This window comes from Noviherbaspirillum humi, from assembly GCF_900188095.1.
GTDB lineage: Bacteria > Pseudomonadota > Gammaproteobacteria > Burkholderiales > Burkholderiaceae_D > Noviherbaspirillum > Noviherbaspirillum humi.
On sequence record NZ_FZOT01000002.1, the window covers coordinates 16,655 to 28,532 of the forward strand.

Sequence of the window (11,878 nt, forward strand, 5' to 3'; positions counted from 1 at the left end):
CCAACAAGGAAGCGGCGCCCGGGATGGATGGAAAATCTCAGGCTGCGATGCCGAGCGCCTCGCGCTGAAGGCGGATCAGCTCGCGGATGCCGCCGTCTGCCAGGTCGAGCATCTGGTTCATGGTACGGCGATCGAAAGCCTCGCCTTCTGCCGTGCCCTGTACTTCGATGAAATGGCCGGCGTCGGTCATGACGACGTTCATGTCGGTATCACAATCAGAATCTTCCGGGTAATCCAGGTCCAGCACGGGCATGCCGCGGTAGACGCCGACCGACACCGCCGCCACGAAGTGGCGCAGCGGAATCCTCTCCACCAGGCCTTGCTGCTGCAGCTTGGCGAAGGCGTCATAGGCGGCCACCATCGCGCCGGTGATGGAGGCGGTGCGGGTACCGCCATCGGCCTGGATCACATCGCAGTCCAGATGCAGGGTGCGTTCGCCGAAGGCCTCCAGATCGAAGGCGGCGCGCAGGGAGCGGCCGATCAAGCGCTGGATTTCCTGGGTGCGTCCCGATTGCTTGCCGCGGGCCGCCTCCCTGTCCATGCGGGTATGGGTGGAGCGCGGCAGCATGCCGTATTCCGCCGTCAGCCAGCCCTGCCCTTTGCCCTTGAGGAAACCGGGCACCTTGTCTTCGATGCTGGCGGTGCAGATGACGCGGGTATCGCCGAATTCGACCAGCACCGAACCTTCGGCATGGCGGGTGAAGTGACGGGTCAGGACGACCTTGCGCAGCGCGGCGGGAGCGCGGCCGCTGGGACGGGATTCGAATGGCATGAGTTGTCTAGTTCTTTGAGGTGATGCGGGATGTCTTGTCGATGGCCTTGCGGATTTCGTCGATTGCCTTCTCGATCTCGGCGTCGTCGAAAACATCCGGCCGTTCCAGGTCAGGATGCAACGGCGCCTGAATCGTCGTTGCAATGCTGCCGACGGGCAAGGTATGGGTGGCGATGGTGCTGGCATCCTCGAGGTTGTAGGCCCCTTCCCACATCATCGCCAGAGCGGTGACATTATCCCCGTTTTTGCCGCCGATCGCAGTGGCCATGCCGATCAGCTCCGGCACTGCCCGCACCACCGTGCTTTCCGCCAGGTTCTGGGCAATCAGATTGTCGGGCAGCACCGACCACAAGCCATCAGAACAGAGCAGGATCACGTCGCCGGTCTGCAGGCTGGCGCACCGGGAAACCTCGACCACCGGCGGCACCGAGGCGCCGAGGCAGTTGAACAGCCGGTTGCGGTCCGGGTGAGTCTCGCGTTCCGAAGGGTCTGCCTTGCCTTCGGCAATCAGCATCTCGATGCGGGAATGATCGCGGGTGCGGGCCAGGAGCTGGCCGCGTCGCAGCCAGTAGAGGCGCGAGTCGCCGCAATGTGCCCAGTAGGCGCCGTTTTCCTGGATCAGGCAGGCGACGATGGTGGTCCGCGGCGTTTCCGGCAGATTATTGACGGCGCGGTAGCGGTGAATTTCGCGGTGCGCGGCAAAGAAACTGTCTTCCAGGAAGCGCTCGGGCTTGGCCACCATTGGCGACGCTTCCTTCTGGAATCGGGCGCCAATGGTCTGCAGCGCAATGCTGGCCGCCATTTCGCCCTGGATATGCCCTCCCATGCCATCGGCGAGCACCAGCAGGGCGGCGTCCCGCGTGAAGCTGTACCCCATGCGGTCCTGGTTGCTCTTGCGGCCGCCGATCTGGCTTTCCTGATAAACCGAAAATCGCATCGCCGATCACCTCAGGGAAATGGTTGCTCGGTCGTCGCTTCGTTGCGGACCGGGGCCTTGTCCCTGGTCCGCAGCCCCAGCCAGCCCTTCAGCCGCTGCGCCAGTGAACCGGCCGGCGCCAGCACGGGGCTCGGCTCGGCGACCGCCTCCGCCGGCTCCCGCAATGCCTTCTGCAGGGCGAAGACGCTTTGCGGGCGCTGCTGCGGATCGACATGCAGGCTCCAGCGGATCACGTCCAGCAATTGTCGGGAATACAGCGGCTCCAGACGGCGCAACTGCTCGTCGAGACGGTCGTTGTTCTTGCGCTGGTCCACCGGCTGCGGCGGTGTGCCGGTCATGCAGGCATACATGGAAGCGCCGATGCTGTAGATGTCGGTCCAGGGACCGAGGTTGCCATCACGCATATGCAGCTCACCAGGGGCGAATCCCGGCGTGTACATCGGGGACAATCTGGGCGTATCGGTCGTCAGCGTCTGTCGGGCAGCGCCGAAATCGAGGAGGATGGGCGTGCCATCCATACGCAGGTAGATGTTCGCCGGCTTCAAATCCAGGTGCAGCAGTTTGCTGGCATGCACTTCACGCAGGCCGTTCATGACCTGGTTGAACATCTTGCGAATGAAGCGCTCGGAAACGAGCAGCTTTTCCCCCTTGTCGCGGCGGCGCAGGATGTGTTCCTGAAGCGAGCGGCCCGACTCGTAAGCCATCACCATGTAGACGGTGTCGTTGGCGCGGAAGAAATTGACCACGCTGACCACGTTCGGATGGGATATCCGGGCCAGCGCTCGGCCCTCTTCGAAGAAGCATTTCAGCCCCATGCGGAAGACAGGAAGGTTTTCGGCCGAGATGGCCGGCACCAGTTCCCCGGGCTCGCGCAAAGCCAGCGAACTCGGCAGGTACTCCTTGATGGCGACGGCATTGCCGTCTTCATCGTGGGCGAGATAGACGATACTGAACCCGCCGGACGCAATCTTCTTTACAATGCGATATCCGGCAATTTCAAGTCCGTCAGGCAATGGGGCATTGTTTTGAACGGCCATGACTGAAGTGATGATTTTCGAGTTCCCAATTAGCGAAACGACCAGCATCTGCAAGGCAATCCACGCTTAAAGGGTTCTGAAGATTGTGTGGATAAATCCCTGTTTTGTAAAGAAGAAATAAAGGACCTAATTTGACTATCAGTAGCATGACCGGTTATGCCGTCACTTCCCGTGACGGACCGGCCGGCACCGTGACCATCGAGATCAAGAGCGTGAATTCCCGCTTCCTCGATCTCCAATTCCGCATCAATGACGATTTGCGCAGCTTCGAGCCGGTGTTGCGGGAAGCGCTCATGGCACGCCTCAACCGCGGCAAGGTGGAATGCCGCCTGAGTTTTGGCCGCGCCGCGGCAGCGGCAGGTTCGCAGTCGCTCAATGGCGGGCTGCTGGAGTCGCTGGCCGCCATGCAGCAGGAAGTGCGGCAGCGCCTGCCGGAGGCCGCCCCACTGACGGTGGCCGAGGTCCTGCGCTGGCCGGGCATTATCGAAGATGCCAACGCCGGCCAGGACTCGCTGCAGGGAGATGTCGCTGCGGCCATGCAGGAAGCGCTCGAAGCCTTCCTCGAAAGCCGCCGGCGCGAAGGCGCCGCCATGCAGGCAATGCTGCTGTCGCGGGTGGATGAACTGGAAGCCATTGTCGCCCGCATCACGCCGCTGGTGCCGCAGGCGATCACCCAGTTCCAGCAGCGTGCCATCGACCGCCTGGAAGAAGCTTTGACCCTGGCGGCCCAGGCCAGCGGTGGCGCCACCCCCATCTCGCGCGACGATGCGATGGAAAGAATCCGCCAGGAAGTGACGATGTACGGCATCCGCATCGATCTGGCGGAGGAATTGTCCAGGCTGTCGGCGCACCTGGCCGAGACCCGCGCCATCCTGAAGAAAGGCGGCCAGGTCGGCAAGCGCCTCGATTTCATGATGCAGGAACTCAATCGCGAGGCCAACACTGTCGGCTCCAAGGCGGCGCTGAAGGAACTGTCCGATGCCTCCATGGCCATGAAGCTGCTGATCGAACAGATGCGCGAACAGGTGCAGAACCTCGAATGAGCCTGCCCTTTTTCAGAACCGCCTGTTCCCGCATAACCGTATGACCGGAGTCTCATCCATGTCGCTTTCCGATCCAGCCACCCCCGTTTCCGGCAGCCTGTTCATGGTGGTCGCCCCCTCGGGCGCCGGCAAATCCACCCTCGTCAATGCCCTGCTCGCCCAGGAACCGGCGATCAAGCTGTCGATTTCCTATACCACCCGGCCGCCGCGTCCGGCGGAGCAGCATGGCCGGGAATACTATTTCACCACCGTCGATGATTTCCTCGCCCGCCGCGAAGCCGGGGAATTTCTGGAGTCGGCGGAAGTCCATGGCAATTACTATGGCACATCACGCCTGCTGATCGCCGAGCAGATGAAGGCCGGGACCGATGTGCTGCTGGAAATCGACTGGCAGGGTGCGCAGCAGGTGCGCAAGCAGTTTCCGCATGCGGTCGGCATCTTCATCCTGCCGCCGTCGATCGCGGTGCTGGAGGAGCGCCTGAAGAAGCGCGGGCAGGACGAGCCGCACATCATCACGCGCCGGCTGCTGGCCGCCGGCGGCGAGATCGCACACGCGCCCGAGTTCGAATATGTTATTATTAATCAAGAGTTTGCAACCGCTTTGTCAGAGTTGACCGCAGTTGTCAAAGCGACCCGATGCCGGTTTGCCCAGCAAGCCGCGCGCAACGCTTCCTTGTTCGCCCAGCTGGGCATACACGGCACGCTGAACTGATTCGCTATTCCATCGAATTTTTAGGAGTGAAAATGGCCCGTATCACCGTAGAAGACTGCCTCGACCAAATCCCCAACCGCTTCCAGCTCTGCCTCGCCGCGACCTATCGCGCCCGCCAGCTGCTGCAGGGACATACCCCGAAGGTGGACGCCAAGGACAAGCCGACCGTGCTGGCATTGCGTGAAATCGCCGGCGGGTTGGTCGGCATCGAAATGCTGAAAAAAGTCCCGAGCTGATCCCACGCCTTCCCATGGCGCTGGTATGCTTTGCCCATGAACCTGATTCCTGCAGATTCAACTGTACCAGTTGCCCAGTCTAATCGGGCGGCGTCAGACCGCCCGACTCACCGCCCCAGCGAAGCACAGAAGACCGAAGCCCCTGCGGCCGGCGTCGCCTCGCTGTCCGATCTCTACACCAAGCTCGCCGACTACCTCACGCCTTCCGAACTGAAGAAGGTCAAGGAAGCCTATCGGTTTTCCGACGAGATGCATCTCGGACAGATGCGCAAGTCGGGCGAGCCGTACATCTCCCATCCGATCGCCGTCGCCGAGATCTGCGCCGACTGGAAGCTCGACGCCCAGGCCATCATGGCCGCCCTGCTGCACGACGTGATGGAAGACCAGGACGTCAAGAAGGATGAGCTGATCGAGCGCTTCGGCGCGCCGGTGGCGACCCTGGTGGACGGTTTGTCCAAGCTGGACAAGATCGAGTTCCAGAGCCAGATCGAGGTCCAGGCGGAAAACTTCCGCAAGATGCTGCTTGCCATGGCCCGCGACGTGCGGGTGATCCTGGTGAAGCTCGCCGACCGGCTGCACAACATGCGCACGCTCGGCGTCATGTCGCCGGAGAAGAAGCGGCGCATCGCCCGGGAAACCATGGAAGTGTATGTGCCGATTGCCCATCGCCTCGGCCTGAACAACATCTACCGCGAGCTGCAGGACCTGTCCTTCGCCCATCTCTATCCGCTGCGCTACCGCACGCTGACCAAGGCGGTGAAGGCGGCGCGGGGCAACCGGCGCGAGGTAGTCAGCAAGATCCTCGAGTCGGTCAAGACGACGCTCACCGGCCACCACATCAATGCCCAGGTCCATGGGCGGGAAAAGACCCTGTTCGGCATCTACCGCAAGATGCGCAACAAGCGCCTCTCCTTTTCCCAGGTGCTGGACGTCTACGGCTTTCGCATCATCGTCGACGACTTCGCCAGCTGCTATGTCGCCTTGGGCACCCTGCATGCGCTGTACAAGCCGATGCCGGGCAAATTCAAGGACTACATCGCCATCCCCAAGCTCAACGGCTACCAGTCGCTGCACACCACCTTGATCGGTCCCTACGGCACGCCGGTCGAATTTCAGATTCGCACGCCGGAGATGAACCGGGTGGCCGAATCCGGCGTGGCAGCGCACTGGCTGTACAAGAACCAGGATGCGAGCCTGACCGATCTGCAGCAGCGCACCCACGCCTGGCTTCAATCCCTGCTCGACATCCAGAAGCAGACCGGCGATTCCGCCGAGTTTCTGGAACATGTGAAGGTCGATCTTTTCCCCGACTCGGTCTACGTGTTCACGCCGAAGAGCACCATCATTGCCCTGCCCCGCGGCGCCACGGTGCTGGACTTCGCCTACAGCATCCACACCGACATCGGCGACCACGCCATCGCTGCCAAGGTCAACCATGAGCAGGCGGCGCTGCGCACTGAGCTGCGCAATGGCGACATCGTGGAAATCATCACAGCCTCCTCGTCCCGGCCGAGCCCGAACTGGCTGACGTTCGTCCGCACCGGCAAGGCGCGCTCCGCCATCCGCCATTACCTGCGCACGGTCAACCTGTCGGAATCCACCGCGCTCGGCAAGCGCCTGCTGGCCCAGGCGCTCACCGCCATCAACATGAGCCCGGCGCTGCCAACCGAGATGGAAGAAAAGCTGCTCAATGAATCCAGCGCCAAGTCGCTGGACGACCTGTATGCCGACATCGGCGTCGGTAAGCGCATGGCGACACTGGTGGCGCGGCACATCCGCAACCTGATCGAGAATGAAACTGTGCAAGCCCTGCCCGCTCCGGCGGACAGCGCCGCGACAGGCAAGCTCGATCCGGTCATCATCACCGGCACCGAGGGCGTTTCGGTCCAGCTCGCGGGGTGCTGCCATCCCATTCCCGGCGACGGCATCATCGGCCAGCTGCGTCGCGACCAGGGCCTGACGGTCCATACCACCGATTGCGAACCAGCCAAGCGCAGTCGCGCCAAGGAGCCGGACCGCTGGATCGAGCTGGCCTGGGGCAATGACCTGACGCGCCGCTTCGAATGCCGCATCAAGGTGCTGGTGCAGAACGAAAAAGGCGTGCTGGCCCGGGTTGCCGCCGAGATTGGCGAATCCGACGCCAACATCACCCATGTCGGCATGGACGATGACCGCGACCATGACATGACCCAGCTCCGCTTCACCGTGCAAGTGGAAGACCGGGTGCATCTGGCGCGATTGATGCGCAATGTCCGCCGTGTGCCCCGGGTGGCGCGCATCCTGCGCGAACGCGCCTGACTGAAGCCGGCCTTGCGCCGGCTTTTCCATCACGCCGATTGCCGTCCGGCTTGAGCCATGCATGAACGCGCATGGCTCGACGCCTATTTCTCGTGCATATGCATCTGCTTGTGCATGCGGCGCAATCCCAGCCACACTCCTACCGCCACCACCGGCACCAGCAGGCCGGTGAGCATGTCGGCATTGATCGGCAGGCCGGCCGCCTTGGCTGCCTTGCCGGCGTAGCCGAACAGGCCGATCATGTAATAGGAAATCGCCGCCACCGACAGTCCTTCCACCGCCTGCTGCAGCCGCAGCTGCTGGGCCGCGCGAGCGTTCATCGATTGCAGGATGCGGCGGTTCTGCTGTTCCTGCACGATGCCGACGCGGGTGCGCAGCAGGTCGTTGGTATGGGCGATGCGTGCCGCCATGGTTTCCTGCCGCCGGGCCACGGCCGCGCAGGTGCTCTGGGCGGGCGTCAGACGCCGCTCCATGAATTCGCCGATGGTCGGATAGCCTGCGATGCGCTGTTCGCGCAATTCCTCGATGCGCGCATGCACCAGGCGGAAATACGCCTGCGAGGCCGAGAAGCGATAGCCGTTCTCCACCGACATCTTTTCCAGCCGCGCCGCCAGGCCGGTAATGTTGGTCAGCAGCGCGCTCTCGCCGTCGGCATCCTCTTCGCTGCGCTCCGCCACGTCACCATGCCGGGCGTCCGTCATCTGCGCCGTCAGGGTCGCGAGTTCCGCCTCGATCTGGTTCAGCACAGGCAGCGCAGCCTGGGCCTTGGGCAGGCCGAGCATCGCCATCATGCGATAGGTTTCGATCTCCAGCAGCCGCTGCGCCAGCCGGCCATGCTGCTGCTCCGACAAGCCATGATCCCGCACCACGAAGCGGGTGAAGCCATCGGACTGGATCTGGAAATCGGTCCAGACCTCCCCTTCCCCGAGTACGCGGCTGCCGACCCACAAGCCGCCTTCGAACATGCGCGGCAGGCGCTGCACGAACTCCGGCACCGCCTCGCGCGAGCGCTCCATCAGCACATGCGCGGCCACCATGATCTTTCCTTCCAGGCCGAGCAGCCAGCGCTGCGGCACGTTGGACAGCGGCATGGCGCTGAACGGGTCCTGCGCACCGCCGCCCTCCTCGCCGCGCTGGGCGAAGGTATAGGTGGCGAACTCGGTATGGCTTTCCCACTTCAGCCGGAAGCGGCCGAAGTCGTGGAAGAAGTACTTGGCGTCGGTGCCGGGCGCGGCAACCCCGAAATGCGCGCACAGATCCGCCAGCAGCCGGTGCTGGATGGCGGCATTGCTTTCACCGGAAACAACCGCATCGCCGGCATACACTGCCAGGTGGCTGATGTTCTCCGGAACGTCGAGTCGCAGATAAGGGCGCGAATGCACTTCGGCGGCAAGGGGCACCCGCAGCGGGTGGTTGAAGCTTGAATAGGCGATGGACATGACGGGTCTGCTGAGTTTTTGAATTCGTTTTTTCTCCTGCAGCGGGACTCCTCTTCCCGCCGCAGGCACAAGACCATTTCGATGCGGACCTGCATGCGCAGATCGAGCCGATCAGGGTGCGGGATAGCTCACTTTCAGGATGGTCAGTTCATCGACGCCGGACGGCGTTCTGAGCGTGACGGTGTCGCCCTCCCGTGCCTTGGTCAGTGCCCGGGCCACCGGCGCGATCCAGCTGATCTTGCCGTTGAGCGGATCGAGCTCGTCGATGCCGACGATGGTGATCTCGTGCTCTTCGCCTGCGCTATTTTCATAAGCCACGGTAGCGCCGAAAAACACTTGGTCGCTGCCATGGTGCACGCTGGGGTCGACCACTTCCGCCAGGTCGAGGCGCTTGGTAAGAAAGCGGATGCGGCGGTCGATTTCCCGCAAACGGCGCTTGCCATAGATGTAGTCGCCGTTCTCCGAGCGGTCGCCGTTGGAGGCGGCCCAGGACACGATGCGCACCACTTCCGGGCGTTCGACGTCGATCAGGTGCAGCAGCTCATCCTTGAGGCGCTGGTGACCCTGGGGCGTGATGTAATTCTTGGACCCGGCCGGAATCTGGATCGCGGGCGACTCGAGATCGTCATCGTCGCCGTCGCCCTCTTTGACGAATGCTTTGTTCATAGTCCGCTATTGTAATCACGAAACTCACTAAACTTCGCCGGTCGCCGGCTCCGCCATCGAACAGCCGCTGATGCGGTCGCTCCAGTCGAAGGCATGCAATTGGAGCAGACGGAAATCATCCAGCGACAGGCCCAGCTTGTGCAGCAGCGGCAGGGCTTCGCATGCCGCCGCCTCGTCGCGCTCGATCAGCTCCGCCAGCAGCAGCATGTCGCCGTACCTGCCTTCGCGCCGCAGCAGCGCGCCGGCGATCTCGGCGCTGACCGACATGCGCTCGACGATGGCTTCCATGGGCAGACTGAACAGCACATCCATCAGCGACATGATGCCGACGGTGAAGGCGGTATCGGCCACTGGAGCATTCGCCGGATCGGCGCGCGCTGCGATCAGTTCGAGCAGGCGGCCACGCGTCGTCGCGAGATTGAGCAGCGGCGACGGTCCGCCGGCGCTGCTGGCCTCCGCATACAGCAGGATCTGCAGCCACCTGCCGAGTTGGCCGGGCGAGATGCGGCGCAGCGCCTGCCCGAGCGAACGAATGCGCCGCCGTTCGTGATCCGACGCGCTGTTGAGCAGGCGCATGAGCATCAGGCCCATGGAGGCATCCTGCTTGATGGTGCGCTCGATCTCATCCATCGAGGCGCCGGCGGCAATCTGCTGCATCAGCTGCATGATGGTCATCTGCGACGGGCTGAGGCGCTTGCCGGTCAGCACCAGCGGCCGCGCAAAGTAGTAGCCCTGGAAGTAGTCGCAGCCGAGTTCCAGGCAGCGCTCGAATTGCTCCATGGACTCCACCTTTTCCGCCAGCAGCTTCTTGCCTTCCTGCTTGAAGCGGCGGCTGAGCGCCGCCACCTGCTCCATGTCGGCGCCGCCGAGATCGAGCTTGATGATGTCAGCCAGGGGTAGCAGGCGCTGCACATCGGCCGAGGCGGCGATCACGTCGTCGAGGGCGATGGTATAGCCTTCCTTCCGAAGAGCGTCGACGCGCGCCAGCACGGCGTCGGTGGCCTTCACCGTCTCTAGGATTTCGAGCACCACTCGCTGCCTCGGCAGCAGCCGGATGGCGTCGCTCATCAGCATCGCTGCGTCGACGTTGAGAAAGGCCACCGATCCTCCGAGGACGTTTTCGATGCCGAGTTCGGCCGCATGGGTGATCACCGCAGCAGTGGCGGAAAGATGGTCGACCACGTTCGCCGGCCCTTCGGCGGCGGCGCGGAACAGCAGCTCATAGGCGGCCAGGGTCTGGTCACGGTTCAGGATCGGCTGCCGCGCGAGAAAGAATTCCCGCAGGCGCGGCGCCGGCGCAATCGGTTTTTCCAGCGTTTTCCGGATCAGGTCATCCATGAAAGCAGCGTCAGGAGGAGGAATCAGATGGGCCTAGCATAGCCCGCTTGGCAGGAGCGATATGGCGCTCCCTCATGAGAATCACTAGCAAGACACATGCCGATCCTCGCCGGAATTTTTCTTCCTGACAGACGCTTCCTGACAGACGTCGTATCAGCGGGAACGGGGCGGCTTGCCCGTTCCTGCCGTCCGGCGTGGTGCAGAAGGCGAGCCTGGACGTGCTGCCTTTCCCAATGGGTTCGTTCGTTGAACCGGGCGCTGCGGTGACCCAGCCTTGCCCGCACCCGGGCGGCTATCCCTCATTGGCGCGGCCACTTCCCGCGCCATCGGCTGCCTGACCTTGCCCGGCGTGCCGCCCTCGCCAACCTCAAGGGTGAAACTCGCGCCTTCATCCTCACCGAGTGCAGACACGAGATAGGGCAGCACTTCACGCAGCATGGGCTCCAGCGTCCAGGGCGGATTCAGGATGAACATGCCGCTGCTGTGCAGCCCGAAGCCATCCGGGGTCGGCGTGCGAATGCTGAGGGTGACGTTCAGCCAGTCCTGGGCGGGCAGGCGCATCAGCTTCTCTGGCATCTGGCGCGACTCCATGCGCTGCAGGACCGGATACCAGACCGCGTAAGTGCCGGTGGGAAAGCGGCCGAGCGCGTCCACCAATGTATCGCGCACGCGGCGGTAGTCCTCCTTGACTTCATACGGCGGATCGATCAGCACCAGGCCGCGCCGCGACGGCGGCGGCAGCAACGCCTTCAGGCCGGTGAAGCCATCCCCCTTTTCCACCATCACCCGCTTGCCGCGGACGGCAGGCCGCTGGCCGCTCGCTGCCGCTCCCTGCTCCAACTTCCGGAAATTGTCCTCGAGAATCTTGGCATCGCTCGGATGCAATTCGAACAGGCGGATGCGGTCCTGCGGCCGCAGGGCGCGATCGGCGCAATACGGCGAGCCCGGGTAGTAACGCATCTTGCCGCTCGGATTCAGCGCCTTCACCAGGTCGACATACTCCTTGAGCGGCGCCGGCAAATCCTTCCTGTCCCAGAGCTTGGCAATGCCGTTGGCGTATTCCGCATTCTTCGCCGCATAGCCGGTGTCGAGCGCGTAAATGCCCGCGCCGGCATGCGTGTCGATGTACATGGTCGGCGTTTCCTTCTGCCCGAAGTAGCGCATCAACTGGATGGCGATCATGTGCTTCAGCACGTCGGCATGATTGCCGGCGTGGAAGGCGTGGCGGTAACTCAGCATGGAAACTTTTCGGGGGAGTGAATGGAAGGGACACGCATTGTAGCAATTCCCCATTTCCCGCAAGACGGACCGCTGCGCCCGTGGAAAGAAAAAAGCCGCATCCTCGCGGATGCGGCCAACGGCATCGGCGCCACGGCGGTCTGCCGCGGCGGTCGAACAAG

General features: G+C 63.3%; 10 protein-coding genes and 1 pseudogene. 4 read left to right on the forward strand and 7 right to left on the reverse strand.

The window, feature by feature from the left end; all coding sequences use genetic code 11:
• Window positions 1-37: 37 nt before the first annotated feature.
• The 3 genes from rph to CHB88_RS03435 are packed head-to-tail and all read right to left on the reverse strand — an operon-like array spanning window position 38 to window position 2,746.
• The gene (gene rph, locus CHB88_RS03425; protein WP_089397911.1) at window positions 38-772 is read right to left on the reverse strand and encodes a ribonuclease PH; all 735 of its coding nucleotides are present in this window, start codon (window positions 770-772) and stop codon (window positions 38-40) included.
• 7 nt (window positions 773-779) lie between these two features.
• Window positions 780-1,709, reverse strand: a complete 930-nt coding sequence (locus tag CHB88_RS03430) for a PP2C family protein-serine/threonine phosphatase (RefSeq protein WP_089397912.1) — start codon at window positions 1,707-1,709, stop codon at window positions 780-782.
• An 11-nt stretch (window positions 1,710-1,720) separates the two neighbouring features.
• The gene (locus CHB88_RS03435) at window positions 1,721-2,746 is read right to left on the reverse strand and encodes a serine/threonine protein kinase (protein ID WP_089397913.1); all 1,026 of its coding nucleotides are present in this window, start codon (window positions 2,744-2,746) and stop codon (window positions 1,721-1,723) included.
• A gap of 146 nt (window positions 2,747-2,892) precedes the next feature.
• Between CHB88_RS03435 and CHB88_RS03440 the strand changes: the two genes are divergently transcribed.
• From CHB88_RS03440 to CHB88_RS03455, 4 genes are read left to right on the forward strand one after another with little or no spacing between them, the layout of a single operon-like run.
• Window positions 2,893-3,789: a YicC/YloC family endoribonuclease gene (locus CHB88_RS03440; protein ID WP_089397914.1), complete on the forward strand. Its 897-nt coding sequence runs from the start codon at window positions 2,893-2,895 to the stop codon at window positions 3,787-3,789.
• A gap of 58 nt (window positions 3,790-3,847) precedes the next feature.
• Window positions 3,848-4,501 (forward strand): guanylate kinase, encoded by a 654-nt coding sequence (gene gmk, locus CHB88_RS03445; protein ID WP_089397915.1) that lies wholly within the window; start codon window positions 3,848-3,850, stop codon window positions 4,499-4,501.
• Between the two features lie 32 nt (window positions 4,502-4,533).
• Window positions 4,534-4,737, forward strand: a complete 204-nt coding sequence (gene rpoZ, locus CHB88_RS03450; protein WP_089397916.1) for a DNA-directed RNA polymerase subunit omega — start codon at window positions 4,534-4,536, stop codon at window positions 4,735-4,737.
• Between the two features lie 36 nt (window positions 4,738-4,773).
• Window positions 4,774-7,035: a RelA/SpoT family protein gene (locus tag CHB88_RS03455; protein WP_089397917.1), complete on the forward strand. Its 2,262-nt coding sequence runs from the start codon at window positions 4,774-4,776 to the stop codon at window positions 7,033-7,035.
• Window positions 7,036-7,118: 83 nt separating this feature from the next.
• Here CHB88_RS03455 and CHB88_RS03460 read toward each other — a convergent pair whose 3' ends face one another.
• The 4 genes and pseudogenes from CHB88_RS03460 to CHB88_RS03475 all read right to left on the reverse strand — a co-directional run.
• The gene (locus tag CHB88_RS03460; RefSeq protein WP_089397918.1) at window positions 7,119-8,474 is read right to left on the reverse strand and encodes a DUF3422 family protein; all 1,356 of its coding nucleotides are present in this window, start codon (window positions 8,472-8,474) and stop codon (window positions 7,119-7,121) included.
• A gap of 111 nt (window positions 8,475-8,585) precedes the next feature.
• Window positions 8,586-9,140 (reverse strand): transcription elongation factor GreB, encoded by a 555-nt coding sequence (gene greB / locus CHB88_RS03465; RefSeq protein WP_089397919.1) that lies wholly within the window; start codon window positions 9,138-9,140, stop codon window positions 8,586-8,588.
• Between the two features lie 27 nt (window positions 9,141-9,167).
• Window positions 9,168-10,478 carry an EAL and HDOD domain-containing protein gene (locus tag CHB88_RS03470; protein WP_089397920.1) on the reverse strand — a complete coding sequence of 437 codons (1,311 nt, stop codon included), beginning with the start codon at window positions 10,476-10,478 and terminating at the stop codon, window positions 9,168-9,170.
• A 357-nt stretch (window positions 10,479-10,835) separates the two neighbouring features.
• Window positions 10,836-11,717 (reverse strand): annotated as a pseudogene (locus CHB88_RS03475) (23S rRNA (adenine(2030)-N(6))-methyltransferase RlmJ); the annotation flags it as partial.
• Window positions 11,718-11,878 lie beyond the last annotated feature (161 nt).